Annotated in this window: 17 protein-coding genes; 14 read left to right on the forward strand and 3 right to left on the reverse strand. The window is 59.7% G+C overall.

Annotation, left to right across the window (positions count from 1 at the left end; translation table 11 throughout):
- Positions 1–45 precede the first annotated feature (45 nt).
- The 6 genes from flhA (at position 46) to ACQY8Q_RS16580 (ending at position 5027) form a co-directional block, all read left to right on the forward strand.
- Positions 46–2133, forward strand: a complete 2088-nt coding sequence (flhA, locus tag ACQY8Q_RS16555; RefSeq protein WP_428427570.1) for a flagellar biosynthesis protein FlhA — start codon at positions 46–48, stop codon at positions 2131–2133.
- Entirely contained in the window at positions 2130–2882 is a 753-nt protein-coding gene (gene fliR / locus ACQY8Q_RS16560) for a flagellar biosynthetic protein FliR (RefSeq protein ID WP_428427571.1), read from the forward strand. Before flhA ends, fliR begins: the two co-directional genes overlap by 4 nt.
- Before the next feature lie 4 nt (positions 2883–2886).
- Positions 2887–3300: a hypothetical protein gene (locus ACQY8Q_RS16565; RefSeq protein ID WP_428427572.1), complete on the forward strand. Its 414-nt coding sequence runs from the start codon at positions 2887–2889 to the stop codon at positions 3298–3300.
- Between the two features lie 121 nt (positions 3301–3421).
- Positions 3422–3985: a rod-binding protein gene (locus tag ACQY8Q_RS16570; RefSeq protein ID WP_113247893.1), complete on the forward strand. Its 564-nt coding sequence runs from the start codon at positions 3422–3424 to the stop codon at positions 3983–3985.
- Between the two features lie 104 nt (positions 3986–4089).
- Entirely contained in the window at positions 4090–4458 is a 369-nt protein-coding gene (locus tag ACQY8Q_RS16575) for a hypothetical protein (RefSeq protein ID WP_426229067.1), read from the forward strand.
- Entirely contained in the window at positions 4458–5027 is a 570-nt protein-coding gene (locus tag ACQY8Q_RS16580; RefSeq protein ID WP_428427573.1) for a hypothetical protein, read from the forward strand. The genes ACQY8Q_RS16575 and ACQY8Q_RS16580 overlap by 1 nt, the downstream gene beginning before the upstream one ends.
- A 15-nt stretch (positions 5028–5042) precedes the next feature.
- Here ACQY8Q_RS16580 and ACQY8Q_RS16585 read toward each other — a convergent pair whose 3' ends face one another.
- The gene (locus ACQY8Q_RS16585) at positions 5043–6032 is read right to left on the reverse strand and encodes a glycosyltransferase family 2 protein (protein WP_428427574.1); all 990 of its coding nucleotides are present in this window, start codon (positions 6030–6032) and stop codon (positions 5043–5045) included.
- A gap of 160 nt (positions 6033–6192) precedes the next feature.
- Between ACQY8Q_RS16585 and ACQY8Q_RS16590 the strand changes: the two genes are divergently transcribed.
- Genes ACQY8Q_RS16590 through ACQY8Q_RS16600 form a run of 3 tightly spaced genes read left to right on the forward strand, consistent with a single transcriptional unit; the run spans position 6193 to position 9169 of the window.
- On the forward strand, positions 6193–7467 hold the full coding sequence (locus ACQY8Q_RS16590; protein ID WP_428427575.1) for a glycosyltransferase family 4 protein: 1275 nt from the start codon (positions 6193–6195) through the stop codon (positions 7465–7467).
- Positions 7464–8279, forward strand: coding sequence for a WecB/TagA/CpsF family glycosyltransferase (locus ACQY8Q_RS16595; RefSeq protein WP_428427576.1), 816 nt, complete (start codon positions 7464–7466; stop codon positions 8277–8279). The genes ACQY8Q_RS16590 and ACQY8Q_RS16595 overlap by 4 nt, the downstream gene beginning before the upstream one ends.
- A gap of 11 nt (positions 8280–8290) precedes the next feature.
- Positions 8291–9169: a DUF6492 family protein gene (locus tag ACQY8Q_RS16600; RefSeq protein WP_428427577.1), complete on the forward strand. Its 879-nt coding sequence runs from the start codon at positions 8291–8293 to the stop codon at positions 9167–9169.
- 4 nt (positions 9170–9173) lie between these two features.
- On the opposite strand, the gene ACQY8Q_RS16605 is transcribed toward ACQY8Q_RS16600, so the two are convergent.
- Positions 9174–10439 carry a lipopolysaccharide biosynthesis protein gene (locus tag ACQY8Q_RS16605; protein WP_428427578.1) on the reverse strand — a complete coding sequence of 422 codons (1266 nt, stop codon included), beginning with the start codon at positions 10437–10439 and terminating at the stop codon, positions 9174–9176.
- A 183-nt stretch (positions 10440–10622) separates the two neighbouring features.
- On the opposite strand from ACQY8Q_RS16605, the gene ACQY8Q_RS16610 reads away from it, so the two are divergent.
- On the forward strand, positions 10623–12719 hold the full coding sequence (locus ACQY8Q_RS16610) for a GumC family protein (RefSeq protein WP_428427579.1): 2097 nt from the start codon (positions 10623–10625) through the stop codon (positions 12717–12719).
- A 189-nt stretch (positions 12720–12908) separates the two neighbouring features.
- The gene (gene folD, locus ACQY8Q_RS16615; RefSeq protein ID WP_428427580.1) at positions 12909–13808 is read left to right on the forward strand and encodes a bifunctional methylenetetrahydrofolate dehydrogenase/methenyltetrahydrofolate cyclohydrolase FolD; all 900 of its coding nucleotides are present in this window, start codon (positions 12909–12911) and stop codon (positions 13806–13808) included.
- A 15-nt stretch (positions 13809–13823) separates the two neighbouring features.
- Here folD and ACQY8Q_RS16620 read toward each other — a convergent pair whose 3' ends face one another.
- Entirely contained in the window at positions 13824–14855 is a 1032-nt protein-coding gene (locus ACQY8Q_RS16620; RefSeq protein ID WP_428427581.1) for a LacI family DNA-binding transcriptional regulator, read from the reverse strand.
- A gap of 296 nt (positions 14856–15151) precedes the next feature.
- Between ACQY8Q_RS16620 and ACQY8Q_RS16625 the strand changes: the two genes are divergently transcribed.
- From ACQY8Q_RS16625 to ACQY8Q_RS16635, 3 genes are all read left to right on the forward strand, one after another.
- Positions 15152–16510 carry an ABC transporter substrate-binding protein gene (locus ACQY8Q_RS16625; RefSeq protein ID WP_428427582.1) on the forward strand — a complete coding sequence of 453 codons (1359 nt, stop codon included), beginning with the start codon at positions 15152–15154 and terminating at the stop codon, positions 16508–16510.
- Positions 16511–16808: 298 nt separating this feature from the next.
- Entirely contained in the window at positions 16809–17819 is a 1011-nt protein-coding gene (locus tag ACQY8Q_RS16630) for a carbohydrate ABC transporter permease (RefSeq protein ID WP_060504665.1), read from the forward strand.
- Between the two features lies 1 nt (position 17820).
- Positions 17821–18966, forward strand: coding sequence for a carbohydrate ABC transporter permease (locus ACQY8Q_RS16635; RefSeq protein WP_428427583.1), 1146 nt, complete (start codon positions 17821–17823; stop codon positions 18964–18966).
- Positions 18967–18991 lie beyond the last annotated feature (25 nt).

Here is an 18991-nt window from a genome sequence, read left to right on the forward strand (position 1 = left end):
CAGGTATGAATGCTGTCCGCCTCTCATGACGAGACGGAATTTCCGATGGCACAACCTCCTGCTCTGATCATCCCGAAAGTCGCGCCGAAAGGCCGCGATGTCGGCTTTGCCCTCGGCATCGTCGCGATCCTGTCGATCCTTTTCCTGCCGATACCGCCGTTTCTGATCGACATCGGGCTGGCTTTCTCCATCGCGTTTTCCGTGCTCATCCTGATGGTATCGCTCTGGATACAGAAGCCACTGGATTTCTCGTCCTTTCCAGTCATCCTCTTGATCTCCACCATGACCCGGCTGGCGCTCAATATTGCGACGACGCGCGTCATTCTTTCGCATGGTCACGAAGGTCATGATGCCGCCGGTGGTGTCATCGCCGGGTTTGCCGAGCTGGTCATGGGGGGCGATTTCGTCATCGGCCTGATCGTCTTCCTGATCCTGATCACGGTGAACTTCATCGTCATCACCAAGGGTGCGACGCGTATCGCCGAAGTCGGCGCGCGCTTCACCCTCGACGCCATTCCCGGCAAGCAGATGTCGATCGACGCCGACCTTTCGGCCGGTCTAATCGACGAGAAGGAAGCTCAACGCCGCCGGCGCGAACTGGAAGAGGAAAGCTCCTTCTACGGTTCGATGGACGGTGCGTCGAAATTCGTGCGCGGCGACGCGATCGCCGGCCTTCTCATCACCGCCATCAACGTCTTCGGCGGTATCATCATCGGCTATGTCCGCCATGATATGTCGATCGGCGAAGCGGCCGACGTCTTCGTCAAGCTGTCGGTCGGTGACGGTCTGGTTTCCCAGATCCCGGCTTTGATCGTATCGCTGGCCGCCGGCTTGCTCGTGTCGCGTGGCGGCACGTCCGGCTCCACCGATCAGGCCGTCATCAATCAGCTCGGTGGTTATCCCCGCGCGCTGATGGTGGCATCGGGCCTGATCATCATGCTTGCCTTCATGCCTGGCCTGCCGTTCTTTCCGTTCGCTGTTCTTGGCGGTGGCATGGCTTTCCTTGGCTGGGTGATCCCCCGCCAGCTGGAAGCGGCCAACAAGCTCAAGCGCGATCAGGACCAGCAGACGGCCCAGATGAAGACAGATAGTGAAAAGGATTCGGTCAAGTCGGTACTGAAGACGGCTGAGATCGAGCTTCTGCTCGGCAAGCAGGTCTCCACGCGCCTTCTGGGAGCCCATCAGGAACTGGCCTTCCGCGTCGGCAAGATGCGCCGCAAGTTCGCCGGCCAGTACGGTCTCATTGTTCCGGAAATCAAGGTGTCGGACGATATCAGCATTCCGGACAAGGCCTACCATGTCCGTATCCACGGCACGACGATCGCCTCGAATACCGTGCGCGTCGGCGAAGTCATCGTCGTCACCGGCGGTGGCCGCAAGCCGAGCGTTCCAGGCGACGATATCCGTGAACCCGCATTCGGCATGCCGGCCGTGTCGATCCTCGAAACCTTTACCGAAGACCTGAAGCGTGAAGGCTTCCACCCGATCGACAACGTTTCGGTGGTGCTGACACATCTGTCGGAAGTGATCCGCAACAACCTGCCTCAGCTTCTGTCCTACAAGGACGTCAAGATCCTGATCGAACGGCTGGACCCGGAATACCGCAAGCTGGCTGACGAAATCTGCACGTCGCACATGTCCTATTCGGGCCTGCAGGCGGTGCTGAAGCTGTTGCTCGCCGAGCGCGTGTCGATTCGCAACCTGCATCTGATCCTCGAAGCGGTCGCCGAACTTGCGCCGCACGTCAGGAAGACAGAGCAGATCGTCGAGCATGTCCGCGTGCGCATGTCGCAGCAGCTTTGCGGCGACCTCGCCGACAACGGCACGCTGCGCGTCCTGCGTCTCGGCAGCAAATGGGACATGGTCTTCCACCAGGCGCTGAAGCGCGACGCGAAGGGAGATATCGTCGAATTCGACATCGACCCGCGTCATCTGGAGGAGTTTAGCGAACAGGCGACCAAGGTTATCCGTGAACATCTTGACCGTGGCATGCCGTTCGTACTGGTAAGTTCGCCCGAATCCCGCTCTTATGTGCGCATGATCATCGAGCGTCTTTTTGCAACATTGCCGGTTCTCTCGCATGTCGAGCTCGCCAAGGGCCTCGAGATAAAGATCATTGGCTCGATTTCATGATCACCGACCCTGAAGGCACAGTGCTGGCGCTTTTCGCCGCATTCTGCCGGATCGGCGCCTGCATCATGGTCATGCCCGGATTTTCCACCGCACGTGTGTCGGTGCAGATCCGCCTGTTCGTCGCGGTGGCGGTCTCGATGGCAATCTTGCCGATCATGTGGAACGAGATCTATCCGCAGATTTCCGGCAAGGGGCACACCTATATCTACATCGTCGCCACTGAAACTGTCATCGGCGGCGTCATCGGCCTGATCGCCCGTTACTACGTGCTTGGGCTGCAGTTCACCGGCACGGTGATCACGATGATGATCGGCTTCAACGCCCCGCCGGCCAACGACGTGTTGGAAGATACCGCCGAAAACCAGTTGACCAACATGATCAGTTTCGCCGGTCTGATGGTTCTGTTCATGCTGGATTTCCACCATGTCATCCTGGCGAGCATCGTCGATTCCTACAAGGTGATGCCGCTTGGCGTTGGCTTCGATCCGCAGGGTGTACTGATCACGCTCACCAATGCACTCGAGACGACCTTCTACATCATGCTGCGTCTGGCGAGCCCCTTCATCATCTACGGCCTGCTGTTCAATGTCGCGATCGGCATGGTCAACAAGCTGGCGCCGCAGATGCCGCTCTATTTCATCTCGCTGCCCTATCTGATCATGGGCGGCATGTTCCTGCTCTATCTCGGCATCGCTGCGATGCTGAAACTGTTTGCCGATGGCTTCGGTCCGATGATGCAGGGGATTTAGCCTGATGAAAAGCCGGTCCGAAAAGCTCAAGCGCCTCGTCGTCGTCCAGCGGCATCTGGAGCAGATGGCGGAAAACGAACTGGCCGAAACCGCCAGGCAGCGCCGCGAGCTGGGTGAAACCATTGATGTGGTCGTGGACGCCATGGGGTCGGCAAGCCCGTTGCACGCGATGTTTTCCGGGCATTATGCCTCGCAGCTTGGCCGCCTTGCCATGAAGGACCAGATGCTTCTGGATATCCAACAGGGGCACGAGGCCCGGGTTCTGAAGGAGCGGGCAAAAGGCGACCGGCTTGAGGAAAACATGAAGGAAGCCCGCGTTCTGGAAGACCGGACCGAGGCGGACGATGCCATCTACGATCTCGTCGATCAGCAAGTGATGAGCGCATCACCAGCTTCCGGTAAGGTTGGCCGGTCATAGTACGGGTCAGGAGCGGTCGCATATTGGGGCTGAACCGTTCGCTAAAATGCTGATTTTATGGAGTGATCGCTGGCTCTTGCAGAGGCGCCCGCAGCAAGCTCCGTGACCGAGAGGACACCGCATGGCCATTTCTCCTCCAAGCGACCTGGTGCTGGATGTCGTGCGCGCTGCAGATCCGGCTCAAGTGCAGGAAGCGCAGGCGCGGCTGAAGGCCAATCGCGCCGCATTCCAGGCGACGAGCCTTGCTGAAAACGGCAACGGCTTTGCCAATACGGTCGCCGTTCTCAATCAGGACAGCCCAACGAACAGCCTTGGCGATATCACCAATCGGGCCGAGGCCAAGAAGATCCCGGAAAGCTATCGCAAGTTCGAGGCCATGGTGCTGCAGAACTTCGTCAAGTCGATGCTGCCGTCGGAAAGCGAAGAGGTTTACGGCAAGGGTACGTCTGGCGATATGTGGAAGAGCATGATGGCCGAGCAGATCGGCAACGTCATGGCGCAGGGCGATGGTGTCGGCATTGCCGAGCGCATGGTCACGGACCGCATCGTCGGCGAAGGTCCCAACCGGGTCAGCGCATCGCTCGACGGCAACAGCAGCAATGTCGCGCTGAGCATGGTGCAGGAATACGAGCGCAAGGCGGTCGCCAATTTCACGGGCACGCAAGACAATAACGATCAAGCCTGAGGCAGGACCGGTCATCGGCCGGACTGACCTACACAGAAGTTTCGCGCATACATCACGCCAGGGGCTTGGCCCCGCGTGCCGCCAGCGCCAATGGGAGCCAAATAATGGAAGTTGCAGCATCGAGTGACGTGCGTATCCAGAACGTGCTGGGCCGTCTCGAAATGATCCTCGACAACGAGAATACCCGGATCGGCGTCGATCCGAGTTTTGACCTGAAAACGTCGAACGCCCGCAAGAGCCGTTGCCTCTATGAACTGACGATGCTTCACCGCGACGCTTCGCCGGACGAAATCTCGCCGGCATTCGTATCGCAGACGCGCCACATCCAGACCAAGCTGATGACCAATTCGCAGAAGGTCAATGCTCATATGGAGGCCTGCCGCTCGGTGGTCGACCTGCTGAAGGCTGCCGTCCAGGACGCCGACGCGGATGGCATCTACACTGAACAGCAGTTCCGCTACGGCGATTTCTGATGTTGAAGATTGTTTTCACCGGTGTGTGGATTTGCGCCGTATCGCTCGGATCCGTCTATTTTTCGATCCAGCATGCGTCGGCACCGGTGGAATCGAGTGCGGAGGCTGAACGCCGCGCATTGCAGGAATATCTGCCGGGCGAGTTGATCACCGTACCGGTGATCACCGATGGTGCGGTGCAGGGTTATTTCCTCACCAAGCTGTCGTTCTCGGTCGACAAGGCCAAGGCCAAGAACATGGAAGTGCCGTTCAAGGAATCGGTCACGAACGCCCTGTTCGACATTCTGGTCGGTCAGAAATTGATCAACGTCGCCGATACCAGCAATTTCGACCTTGCTAGCTTCAAGACGATCGTCAAGGACCAGCTCAACAAACAGCTGGGTGACGAGGTAATTTTTCAAGTCTTGGTCGAGCAGCTCGAGTATCTGTCGAAGACCGATGTGGCCCGGCTTGCCAATTCGGCGAACGAAAAACAGCGCAAGCCTGTGCCGATCGTCGACAAGAACGGCGAAACCGCGCACGATCAGATGCCCGAGAGCGAAAAGCGGGCTGCAGCGGCTGGAAAATGAGCCACCGGAGGCTGCTTAGTTCTTTTCCGGATTGCGATATTGCTCGTTGACGAAGCCGAACTCCATCATCAAACGTCCGCACGCCACATAGAAGTGGTAGAGTCCTGCCGATGGCAGGCCGGATGATCTCCAAAGCGAAATGCCGCGAAACGGTGAGACCGCCAAAAGGGCCAAAGACTTGGCGATCGTCCTCACCCGCCCGGCGAAGCCGGGGGCTGCGCGGTGTTCGAGCAAGGCGGAAATCGCCCCGTTTCGCAGACTGCGCGATCTGATCCACGACAGCTCTGTCCGCCGCGCCGGAATGGTCTCGGCTACCCAGGCTTCCGCTGCCCAGGCAAAGGAAAAGCCGTTTTCCTTGCACCGGCGATAGAAATCGCTGTCGCCCCCACCGATGAAATTGAACAGTGGATCGAGGAATGGTCGCGGCATGGCGTCAAGCACATGGCGCGTGATCAGCACATTGCCTGAAGAGTACAGGATCGGCACAGGGCCTGTCGTGTCATAGTGGGGCATGAACACCGGATGCCGCTTGCGGTCATTGCGGGTCTTGTCCTCGAAATCGGGAAGTTGCGGCCCTCCAATGAGATCCGCCCGCGTCCGACGATGTATCGAAACGAGACTGTCGAGCCAATCGGGGGCTGCCAGCTCGTCGTCGTCGATGACGGCGATGGCCTGCAGGTTGGGATAATTGGCAAGCGCCATCGACCAACCGGCATTGTATGCGTGGCAATTGCCGCGCTGATGCGCGATCACCACCAGAGCGTTGACCCGGTGGTCGGCAAAGAACATTTTTGCAGCGTTTGCCCCTTCCAGCCCGTCCGCGTCATTCTCCATCACCACGATGGCGAATGGACTGCCGGGCGCCTGTGAAAGAACGGTTCTCAGGGTTTTAAGCAGATGCTCCGGCCGCCGGAATGTCGGCAGCGTCACGACGAGCTCGATGCTCTCATGGCTATCGACCGCCGTCCGGTAAAATTCGGTCACATCCTGGGCGGGCGGGGGCATGGCGGGTACCTGTTGAAGGCGGGAAACTGGCAAGCACTAAAGCAAATGTTCCTAAACAGATGCTGAATTTCCGAATTCTCTTTTGAATGAATGGCTTAAAGCTCGCTTCACGCCGTGTTGCTAGAGTCCGGGCAATTGTTCTCTAGGCTCGCGTGACAGCATGCATCTCGTTTTCGTTTCCTCACTGGTACCGGTGGAAAACTCTTCGTCAGGGTTCGACATCGCCAACCGGGCCGTCTTCGATGGTCTTCGCGCCCTTGGCCACAAGGTCAGCGTGATCGGCTATCTGCAGCCGGGGCAGACCGCTGCCTGCGACAAGGACGTGCATCTGCTGGGCCAGCTGGAAGTCACCAATGCCAAGGTCGGCACTGCTACCAAGCTGCGCTGGCTGGCAAAGGCCTGTCTCCATCGTACCACGCTGTCATCGGCAAAGATGCTCGAGGTTAGCCGGGCGCACATGGAAGCCTTGCTGCAGCGCCTGCAGCCGTTTGACGGCATCGTTCTGAACTCCGTGCAATTGCCCGGCGCGTTTGCCGCTTCATTCCAGAAACACAAGACGATCTACATCGCGCACAATGTCGAAGCTGGTTCGGCGCGTGAAAACGCCGCCACCGCCTCCGGTCTGTTGGAGCGGTGGCTGTTCAAGCGCGAAGCGCATTACCTCGACCAGCTTGAACGGACATTGACGCGGGGCGCCTCGGCGGTCTGGACCTTTGCGGAGGCGGATCGTCTCGGCTTTGGCCATGCGGTATCCAGCCGGGCAACCGTTCTGCCGCTGGTAACCCGATGGGACCTTGCCGAGAGCGGCCCGGAAAAACAGCCGGAATACGATCTGGCTTTGATCGGGACCTGGAGCTGGCAGCCAAACCGGATCGGCCTCGACTGGTTTCTCTCAAAGGTCGTGCCGCTGCTACCGGCGGATATGTCGATCGGCATTGCCGGCCAACTGCCGGACGCGCCCGCCATTTCCCATCCCGGCGTGCGCCTGCTTGGCCGGGTGCCCGATGCACGCGCCTTCGTCGAATCCGGCGCCGTTCTGCCGCTGATCAGCCGAGGCGGCACGGGCGTGCAGCTGAAGACCATCGAGACCTTCGAACTCGGCATGCCCTGTGTCGCGACGCGCGCATCCTTGCGCGGCATCGACGCGCTTCCCGGCAATTGCGCAGTTGCCGACGATCCCGCCGAATTTGCAAAACTGCTGATCGAGAAGGTCGCACAGGTGCGGGCGGGTGATCGTCAGCGCCTATCGGGATCGATTTTTCATCAGGCGCAGAAAACCAAGCTGCTTGAGACGCTGGATGAGGGCCTGTCCCGGTTCGGCAAGCCCGGCGTTGCCTCGGACCTGGTTTTGACGAGAGACGACACGCGGCAGCGGGCAACTGCGGTCAGCGCATCTTACGGCCTTGCCGTGCATGAGGGGGGACAATCCCGATGAACGTTTTCCCGGGTACATCGATCGTTGCCTCGCAGCGCATGATCCTCGACATACCGGTCTGTGATTTCGGCTGGGCCGACGCCTTTGCCTTTGCAGACGAAATCGCCTCGCTGCCGATCGGGCAGACGGTGATATCGTTTCTCAACGCCCACAATGCCAACCTGATGATGCATGATCCGGAATACCGGGCCGTGCTCAACCGGCACATCGTCCTGCCCGATGGGCACGGCGTCGATCTCGCATCCTGGCTGTTTCATGGAAAGACTTTCCCGGCCAACCTGAATGGCACCGATTTCGTCCCGGCGCTGATGACCTATATGACGACACCGAGGCGCATCGCCATGGTCGGCGCGCGTCCGGACGTGCTCAAGCGCGCTGCCGAGAATTTTCAGAAACACGCGCCATGGCACGAGTTCATCGCCGTTTCCGATGGCTTCTTCGATCCGGCGCAATCCGATGAGATCATGGCCAAGGTGCGTGCTGTGAAGCCGGATATTCTGCTGATTGCCATGGGCAGCCCGAAGCAGGAAAAATGGATCGACCGTCACGTCGGCCCCGGACATGCGCGGCTGGTGATCAGCGTTGGCGCGCTGTTTGATTTCATGGCCGAAGAGGTACCGCGCGCGTCGCCGACCGTCCGGCGCCTGCGCCTGGAATGGCTGCACCGGCTGGTCCAGGAGCCACGACGTCTGTGGCGGCGTTATCTGCTCGGAAACCCGTTGTTCATATATTATATTCTCCGCCATAAGCTGAGCGGGCGCGAGCCGCCGCCAAAAGTCGGTGGTCAGCGCGCCGGGTCGCGATCGTTCTGACGGAAACCATCATGCGCACAGCTGTCGTTACGGCCTCCTACGCCAATGATTTCGAGCGCTGCCGGTTGCTGTGCGAAAGCATGGACATGCGGCTAAAGGGCGATTGGGTCCATTACCTACTCGTGGCGCCCTTCGACGTCGCACTGTTCCGGCAATTGGAAGGTTCGCGGCGGCAGGTCGTCAGCGAGAGCGATCTTTTGCCATGGTGGCTGCGTGCCATTCCCGATCCGCTTTCGGCCGGCCGGCGCAAGCTCTGGATCAACCCTTACAGCCTACCGCTGCGCGGCTGGCATGCGCAGCAACTGCGCCGTCTGGCACTAGCGGGGCATATCGGCGAGGCAACGATGTTCGCCGTCGATTCCGACGTGGTGCTGTTGCGTGATTTCGATCCGGCTGATCTCTGGCAAGGCGACCGCCTGACGCTCTATCGCAAGGATGGGGCGATCGGTGAGCGCATGCGCTCCAACCATCTCGAATGGCTTGCCCATTCCGACCGGCTGCTGGGGATCGGTCCCTTCAGCCTGCCTGCCAATGATTACATCAATACGCTGATTGCCTGGCGCACCGACACCTGCCGGGCTCTGCTCGATCATATCGAAGCCCTTCACGGCCGCAACTGGATACGCGCCATCCTTCGCTCGCGGCAATTTTCGGAATGCTTGATCTATGGCCGTTTCGTCGATGAAGTGCTGATGGGACAGGGGCATGTCGCGTCTGCAGAAGGGCTTTGCCACGTGCTCTGGTTCGATGACAGCTACACGCGCGACATCAGCGGGCTCAGGCATTTCATGCGCGAGATGGGACCGCATCAGATCGGCATCGGCGTCCAGTCTTTCGTCGGCCACAATCTGACCGACATCCGCAACGTCGTTATCGAACGCGCAGTCTGATCCGTCAGATGACCCGCCCGGTTTCGCGGCGAAGGGCGGAATAGGTGAGGGTGAAGGATGCGGCGTAGAGCGCCAGATAGACGCCGTTGAGCAGCGGCGCCCAATAGGCAACATCCGTGCTGGTCTTGAAGACGACGGCGAGCAAGGACACCTTGACGATCCCCGCAAGCACCAGATTGACCATCCGGCGCACCGTGCGGCCGGTCGCATAGAGCAATTCGGAGTGGTATTCGACAAGATTTCGGAAGGATGGCACCAGCAGCACCGCCATCATATAGGGTGCTGCCTGCGCGACATTGTTTCCCAGACCGCGCGGGAAGATCCAGAGATATCCCGCCATGGCGGCGATCGCCAGGAAGGATATGGCTGCCACCAATGTCTCGATCGTCAGCCGGGTCCGCCAGGATGAGATCGTTCCCGGCGTCCGCATGATCTTCTGGACCAGAAGCGTATTGAACGAACGTACCGGCAGCGCCGTCAGGTCTGCAAGCCGCATGATGATCGCGTATATGCCTGAAACCTCCGGTCCGCCAATCGCCAGAACCGCGATCTTGTCGAATTCCGACTGGATGTAGAACAGTACCTCGGCTCCGGCGACCGTTACCGAATCCGCCCAACGGCGGATATACAAGGCCGGGTGCCAGCGAAACCGGACTTTCGGAAAGAACCAGACGAGCGCGATCACGAGGGCAGCCAAGTTGGCGCCAAGATAGAAAAACGACCAGGTGCCGAGGTCGGTCGATTGCGACAGCGAAAAGGCCAGTGCGGCGGCGGTACGGATGCCCGTGCCGATCACCACCAGAAGGGCGGCGCGGCCAAAGCGTCCGAGACCGTTGAGGACGATGACGGCGACCTCAAGCCCCCGCCAACAGATGATTTCAGCGGCCATTAAGGCGAGGAAAGCCACAAGTGCAATATCGCCTGCGAAAACAGCGTAATAGACCGCCAGGCAGAGGACCGCGATCAGGGGTAGAGACAGCAGCGCTCCGGCGGCGAAGCCTGCGCTATAGGTGCCCACCAGCAACGGTTTGACCGTTGCCACCCGGTAGAGCGGCGACATGAAACCGAAGGCAAGTACACGTGAGATCATGATGCCGGCGGCCGATGCGGTGGCAAACAGCCCGAACTCAGCAATCGAAAGCCCATTTGCAATGCAGATGAAATAGACCAGCGACAGCACAAGTCTGCCCGCCGACCCGCTTGTCATCGAGATATAGGCGTGAATGACGCTTTTATGGCGTGCATAGAGGGTCTTTGCGAAATCGATCACGAGCGGCGTCCGGATGTACTGTCCTGTTTCTAGCCGGGAAAGCTTAATGAGCGGTTTGATATCGCGTTTTCGTGGCCTTTCGGGGGCTTAACTGGCGGTCTGTTAACGGTTTGTTTGCCACAAAAACTTAAGCTTCGTTCACACTTCGTCAATTTGCCCGATTGCGGGCGTTTGCAGGCATTGATGTTCGATCCGGAAGACAACAAACGGACTGCGGCGCGCCGCTCTCCCATCGGCCTTGGGCCGGATGGGACGGTGTCTTCGCGTTCCCATGCGCAGGCACGTGCCGGAGCGCCGGTTGCGCGCACTGCCAGCGAGTTGCTCGACCGTCTCGGCAGCCCCGCCGTCAAGCCGAAACCGTCCGCCAATCAGCAGCAGTCCACCGGGGAGCCAGCCATAGCGGCGCCGGAAAAGGCGGCCGGTCGATTGTCCCGCTGGTTCAAGAGCGACAAGAAAGCGGCGAAGCAAGGCAGCCCATCACAGGCCAGTGCTGCCGTGCCTCTGCCGATTAACAATCGGGACGCCTATTATGGAGAGCATCAGGATCGGCCGCTGATCGACATCGCCACGATCATGACATCTGTCTGGCAGCTCCGAAAGACCATCGTTGTGCTGACGGCCGTCGGCGCGATTGGTGGCGTGTTGCTCGCCATCGCCACCCCGAGTGTCTATGTTTCGCAAAGCAAGCTCTACGTCGATCCGCGCGAAGTGCGGTTGACGGATTCCGATCTGTCCAAGGAAAGCCTGGCGACCGAGGCGATCCTGGCGCTGGTCGACAGTCAGCTCGAAGTGCTGCGGTCGCGGACTGTTCTGGAAAAGGTCGCCGTCGATCTGGGGCTTGATCGCGACCCGGAATTCGGCGGTGTTACCTCTGGAAAAGGTGGGATTCTGGATGGCATCGGTGTCATCCGCGATATCGTTTCACCCGGTAAGGCGCAACCGGCGCCGGCCTCTGGAGTTAACCCACGCACGCTGGAAAAACTGAGCGACGCGGTCACCGTGTCGCGTGATCCGAAGACGTTTATCGTCACCATCGAGGTCAAGAGCCGGGATCCGGCCAAATCGGCGCTGATTACCAATCGTCTCGTCGCCACCTTTCTCAACGAGGAGCAGGCAGCCCAATCCGGATTCTTCCAGCGGACGACGCTGGCGCTCGACAGCCGGTTGACCGAGTTGCGCACGGAGCTGGATGCAGCGGAAAACGCCGTCGAGAAATACAAGGCCGAGCATGACATCGTCGGGGCTGCCGGCGAGCTGATTTTCGACAAACAATTGCTGGCTCTCAACGATCAGGTTGGCGCCGTCCGCAATCGCATCGCCGATGCCCGGGCAAAGGTCGATATCGCCACCAAGATCCAGTTGAACGACGTGCTCAGCGGCGCATTTCCTGAAGAGGTCAGTTCGGTGACGCTGCAGGAGCTGCGCAAGCAGTATTCCGAGGCTCGCGCGCAGTTGGGGGCGCTGGATGCCAGCCTTGGCCCGCGTCATCCACAACGGCTGGCCGCCGTCCAGTCACTTGAGGTTGCACGTTCGGAAATCGGCAATGAAATCCGCCGCATCGAGGCGACGGCGCAGACCGAGTTGGATCGTGCGATCCGCACCGAAAAAGATCTCGTCCAGCAGCTGGCGGTCCAGAAGGCGCAGCAGATGAATTCGTCCACCGGCTTTATCGAGCTGCGTGAACTGGAGCGCAAGGCCAACGCGACACGGACAATCTACGAATCCTTCCTCAAGCGGGCGAGCGAAACCGGCCAGGAAGAAAAACTGACCTCGAAGAATATCCGGGTGATCGCCTCGGCGCAGCCGCCGCTGCAGGCGACCGGTCCGTCACGCAAGCTGATTGCCATCGGCGGCATGATGGCCGGCTTCATGGGCGGGGTCGGGTTGGGTATCGCGCTCGGCGTCTATCGTAGCATGAAGGACTTGCTGCAACGCTCGAGCCGGCCGGTTGCCATCGTTCCGCAGCGTGATCCGCCGGGCAGGGACGATCATCATCCCGATGGCCCGGGAACGCCACAGAATATCGAAGAACTATTGCCTGCGCCCGTCGAATATCGGACACGGATGCCATCGGCGCATCACGCGGCAGCATCTGCCGCAGCGCTGAATGCCTTCCCTCAGCGCCCCGATGCTGCACCGGCAAGTCTGCAGGATTATCTGCGCCAGATGCAGGATAATGCCACGGGCGATCGGGATATGGCGGAAGTCCAGGAAAACCTGCGTGCCCTGCGGTCTCGTGTCGAGCACTACGCGAAGCTGCGGACGGCCGGCCGGCGGTAATAACATCCTGTCTCCACAGACGATCCCCTCAGCAATGATGGAAAATGCGGGCATCGGCGGCGTTTGCCGGAGGTTTCGCGGATCAGCCTTGAATTTATTCGAACTGAACAGCATAGGACGCATTGAGGCCACCGCTATTTTTTGCTGAAACTAGAGTGAACAGAACAAACGATAATCTGGGAGAACACCGTGACGACAGTGATTGATGGCAAGCAAGTTGCAGCGTCGGTGATCGATGCCGTGAAAACCGCATCGCACGCATTGACTGAACAGACCGGCGTCAAGACCGGTCTCGCCGTCGTCATCGTTGGAAACGACCCGGCAAGCCACGCTTATGTTTCTTCCAAGAGCAAGATGGCCAAGGAATGCGGCTTCACCTCGGTTCAGCACACGCTGGCGGAGGAAACCACGCAGGAAGAGCTGGCCGCTCTGGTCCAGGCACTCAACAAGGACGAAACGCTTCACGGCATTCTCGTCCAGCTGCCGCTACCTAAACACTTCAATTCGGAAGCGATCATCCAGTCCATCCTGCCGGAAAAGGACGTCGATGGTCTGCATGTCGTCAATGCCGGCAAGCTGGCGACCGGCGATCTCGATGGCGGCCTCGTGTCCTGCACGCCTGCCGGCGCCATGGTCTTCGTCAAGCGCACGCACGGCGAGGACCTGTCAGGCCTCAACGCCGTTGTCATCGGCCGCTCCAACCTGTTCGGCAAGCCGATGGCGCAACTGCTGCTGGCCGCCAATGCGACCGTCACCATCGCCCATTCGCGCACCAAGGACCTGGCCGCAGTCTGCCGCAATGCCGATATCCTGGTCGCCGCTGTCGGCCGTCCGGAAATGGTCAAGGCCGATTGGGTCAAGCCCGGCGCCACCGTCATCGATGTCGGTATCAACCGTATCGCGGCGCCTGAAAAGGGCGAGGGCAAGTCCCGTCTTGTCGGCGATGTCGCCTTTGAGGAATGCGCCAAGGTGGCCGCCGTTATTACGCCGGTGCCCGGCGGTGTCGGTCCGATGACCATCGCCATGCTGATGGCCAACACGGTGATCGCCGCCTATCGCAAGGCCGGCAAGACAGCACCGAAGTTCTGATAAAAGCGGACCGCGCTACGATTTCGGAGCAGGGCCTGTAGAGGCCCTGACAATCAACTCTGTGCGCCACAGTTCCTGTTCCGGATATTCGCCGGTCTTGAGGATTCGCGAAATCAGCCGGGTGGCGATGCGCGCACCGGCAGCCCGCAGGGATGAGCGTGTCGTGGTCAGCGGCACGCTGAAGTTTTCCGGCTTCAGCATTGGCAGCACGTCATCATGGGCAATCAGCGAAATATCCTCGCCCATATGCAGACCTGCCCGGTTGATCGCCCTGACCGCGCCGAGCGCAATCACGGTACTGGAGCAGAGAACGGCGGTTGGAGGCTGATCCTGCTCGAGGAACTGCTGCATGGCACGGTGGCCATATTCGTCGGTCATCAGTGAATTCTGAACCAGACCTTCATCGAACCGCAGGCCGTTTTCCTCAAGCGCGCGCCGCATTCCCTTCATCCGGCGAATGGAAAAGGTCAGATTTCCCGGCCCGTTGATCAGTGCGATCCGCCGGTGCCCCAGTTGAATGAGCAGGCGGGTCGCATCATAGAAGGCGCCGGTATTGTCGATATCCAGAAACGGATAGTCGGCCGGCTGGCCGATTGCCCGGCCATGCACGACGAATGGGATCGACAGGGATTTCAGCATGGCGATGCGCGGATCGTTGGCGCGCACATAGGCAAGGAACAGTGCATCGACATTGCCGCTGGCGGCCAGCCGCTTGAATGTTGCTTCCTCATCGTCGGGTGCGCTCGGGTTGATAACGAAATGGAAGTCATGCCGGACGGATTCCTCGCCAAGCCCGGCCAGGAACTCACCGAAATGCACATCGGAATCGATGCCCTGGGCGATCGGCATGACCAGGCCGATGGATCCAGCCCGGCCTGTTGCCAGTCTTTGCGCTGCGCGGTTCGGCCGGTAGCCGGTTTCGCGGACGGCGCTCAAGACCCGCTGGCGTGTTTCAGCGTTGACTTCCGGATAGCCGTTGAGCGCCCGGCTGACTGTCGTTTGCGACAGGCCCAACATTTCCGCCAGCTGCTTCAAATTCACATTCATGACAAGCGCGTACTCCCAAAGCGCTTTGATTTTTATTTTGTTTTTGCTTTCAATCTCCACGCGCGACAGATTTTGTATCATCGGCTTTGCTCAGCAACCAGAAAAATCAGCCTCATTGCAGCGCAAAACTTCGCTGCACTGCATGAAAGGTGCCATTGTTCGCCCGTAACGGGAAAGCTCTTGACTTGGTGCCTGTCGCAATGGTTTGTTAGCAAACTCAAAGCGCTTTGAATTTTGGCGGCGCTGCGGTGTTCGCCCGGCATCAATGGGTCGGGTCTTTCTTGGGAGGAAATGACGTGAAGAGAACATTCTTGTTGGGAGTGGCGGCGCTTGCGCTGGTGGCGGGAGCCACGCATGCGGCCGAGCTGAAGTTCAAGCCGGGCGAAGATTCCAAATTCAATTGGGCAAGCTTCGAAGAGTTCAAGAAGAGCCATGACCTCAAGGGTCAAACGCTGACCATTTTCGGCCCCTGGCGCGGCGAAGACGAAGCGCTGGCTGAATCCATGCTCGACTATTTCCGTGATGCGACCGGCGTCACTGTAAAATACTCGTCGTCTGAAAACTACGAGCAACAGATCGTCATCGATACCCAGGCTGGCAGCCCTCCGGATGTCGCCATCCTGCCGCAGCCGGGCCTGATCGCCGATCTGGCCTCGAAGGGTTACCTGACGCCGCTCGGCGAAAAGACCCAGAAGTGGCTTCTCGACAACTACGCCGCTGGCCAGTCCTGGGTCGATCTGTCGACCTATGCCGGCAAGGACGGCAAAAAGGAACTCTACGCATTCCCCTACAAGATCGACGTGAAGTCGCTGGTCTGGTACGTGCCGGAAAATTTCGAGGATTCGGGCTATGAAGTTCCGAAGACCATGGAAGAGCTGAAGGCCCTGACCGAAAAGATCGTCGCCGATGGCGGCACGCCGTGGTGCATTGGTCTGGGTTCCGGCGGTGCGACCGGCTGGCCGGCCACCGACTGGGTCGAAGACATGATGCTGCGCACGCAGCCGGCAGACGTCTATGACAAGTGGGTCACCAACGCCATCCCGTTCAACGATCCGGCTGTCGTCGGCGCCATCGATGAATTCGGCTGGTTTGCCAAGAATGACAAGAATGTCGATGGCGGCGCTGCAGCTGTTGCCTCCGCCGACTTCCGCGACAGCCCGAAGGGCCTGTTTGCCTCGCCGCCGAAGTGCTATCTGCACCATCAGGCATCGTTCATCCCGTCGTTCTTCCCGGAAGGCACCAAGGTCGGCGAAGACGCGGACTTCTTCTATATGCCGCCTTATGCCAGCAAGCCTGAGCTCGGCAATCCGGTTCTCGGTGCCGGCACGCTGGCGATGATCACCAAGGACACGCCGGCGGCTCGCGCCTTCATCGAGTTCCTGGAAACGCCGATCGCGCATGAAGTCTGGATGGCACAGACCAGCTTCCTGACGCCGCTGAAGAGCGTCAACAAGGATGCCTATGCCAACGGCCCGATGAAGAAGCAGGGCGAAATCCTGCTCAACGCCACCACGTTCCGCTTTGACGGTTCCGACCTGATGCCCGGCAAGATCGGCGCAGGCGCATTCTGGACCGGCATGGTCGATTATGTCGGCGGCAAGTCGGCCAAGGATGTTGCAGACGGCATCCAGAAGGCCTGGGATTCGATCAAGTAAGATCGCCTGATACTTAGCGGCTCCGGGTGAAAACCCCGGAGCCGCACTCAAAAGACTGCGAGGCCTGAAACGCTGCCTGCCAAGCCGCCCGGTGCGTGCGCGGCGGAGCGGCTCGGGGAAAGCTGACACAAGAAGCCCTTTTGAATGAACACACTCGCCAGCCGCATATCCGGTTGGGACACAAAAGAGGGTGTGACTATTTTGGTCGCGTTTGATCTCCCGAAAAGCCGGGATGCGGGCGCAACAAGGGCGGGCAGGCCGCGTATCCGGCCTTATATTCCTGGGGGAGGAAGTTGCCATGCAGCAGTTGATATTCGCCATCGCCACGATGGCTGCCGGGGTTCTTGGCTGCGCCGCCTATTTCTTCGGCACGAACTGGATCCTCGACAAGCTCTTTCCGTCGAAGGGTCTGACGGGTCCGGTCGCCTCGCGCAACCTGCGCATCACCAATGCCATCCGGCCATGGCTCTTCCTCGGGCCGGCGCTGTTGTCACTGACCATCTACCTGATCTATCCGGTGATCGCCTCCGTCTGGCTCAGTCTGCACGACAGGGCGGGCGAAAACTTCGTCGGCCTGAACAATTTCATCTGGATGTTCAACGACGGCGAATTCCGCCAGTCGATCTACAACAACTTCCTTTGGCTGCTGGTCGTGCCGGCGGCAGCGACGTTCTTCGGCTTGATCATTGCAGCGCTCACCGACCGTATCTGGTGGGGCAACATCGCCAAGACGCTGATCTTCATGCCGATGGCGATCTCCTTCGTCGGCGCTTCGGTCATCTGGAAATTCATCTACGATTACCGCGCTGAAGGCACCGCGCAGATCGGCCTTTTGAACGCGGTTGTCGTCTATTTTGGTGGCACGCCGGAAGCATGGGTGACACTGCCGTTCTGGAACAATTTCTTCCTGATGGTCATCCTCATCTGGATCCAGACCGGCTTCGCCATGGTCATCTTGTCTGCCGCTCTGCGCGGTATTCCGGAAGAAACCATCGAGGCCGCCGTTATCGACGGCGCCAACGGTCTGCAGATCTTCTTCAAGATCATGATCCCGCAGATGTGGGGCACGATCGCCGTCGTCTGGACCACCATCACAATTCTGGTGCTCAAGGTCTTCGACATCGTGCTCGCCATGACCAACGGGCAGTGGCAAAGCCAGGTTCTCGCCAATCTGATGTTTGACTGGATGTTCCGCGGTGGCGGTGACTTCGGCCGCGGTGCCGCGATCGCCGTTATCATCATGGTTCTGGTGATCCCGATCATGATCTGGAACATCCGCAACGCTGCCAAGGAAATGGAGGGCCACTGAGATGATTGCTTCTTCCCGCTCGCCCCTCGTCTGGGCCGTCCATATTTCCGTCATCCTGCTCGTCGTCCTCTGGACCCTGCCAACTGCCGGCCTGCTGATCTCGTCGCTGCGTGACAAGGACCAACTGGCCGTCTCCGGCTGGTGGACAGCGCTTTCAACGTCGTCGCAGAACCTCACCGGACGTGCAGCCTCGCCAGAAGTGCAGGTCGAACGTGACGGCAAGTTCGTCATTGCCGGCAATCTGCTGGAGGCCGGCGATTCAAAGGTTTCGGCCTTTGGTTTCCGGCCGCTGCAGCCCACCGCATTCGAGGCTGGCGCGCTCGCCGACATCGGCGAAGGCCAGACACTGACCGTCAAGGATGACGGCAGTTACGAGATCGTCTCGCCGGCCCGCATGGAAGGCACGCGCGGCCAGCGCATCTTCTATACCGCAGCCATCCCGCCGCGCTTTACCTTCGACAATTACCGCGAAGTCATGCGCGCCGCCGGTATCGGTTCGTCCTTCATCAACTCGCTGACCGTCGCCATTCCCGCCACGATCATCCCGATCCTTGTCGCAGCCTTTGCGGCTTACGCACTGGCCTGGATGAAATTTCCCGGCCGGGCAATCCTGATCGCGGTTGTCGTCGGCCTCTTGGTCGTGCCGTTGCAGATGTCGCTGATCCCGCTGTTGAAACTCTACAACGGCGTCGGTGCGTTTCTCGGCGTTCCGGCCAAGACCTATGTCGGTATCTGGCTGGCGCATATGGGTTTCGGCCTGCCGCTCGCCATCTATCTGCTGCGCAACTACATGGCTGGCCTGCCGCGCGAAATCATGGAATCGGCCCGCGTCGATGGTGCCAGCGATTTCGACATCTTCATCAAGATCATCCTGCCTCTGTCGTTCCCGGCACTGGCATCCTTCTCGATCTTCCAGTTCCTCTGGACCTGGAACGATCTGTTGGTCGCCATGGTGTTCCTCGGAACCGGCAATGACGAACTGGTGCTCACCGGCCGTCTGGTCAACCTGCTCGGCTCGCGCGGCGGCAACTGGGAAATCCTCACGGCCTCGGCCTTCATCACCATCATCGTGCCCCTGATCGTCTTCTTCACCCTGCAGCGCTACCTCGTGCGTGGTTTGCTCGCGGGATCGGTCAAGGGCGGCTGAGACTTTTTAAGACACAAGGACGTCT

This window comes from Pararhizobium sp. (assembly GCF_965279435.1).
In the GTDB taxonomy this organism is placed as follows: Bacteria; Pseudomonadota; Alphaproteobacteria; order Rhizobiales; family Rhizobiaceae; genus Pararhizobium.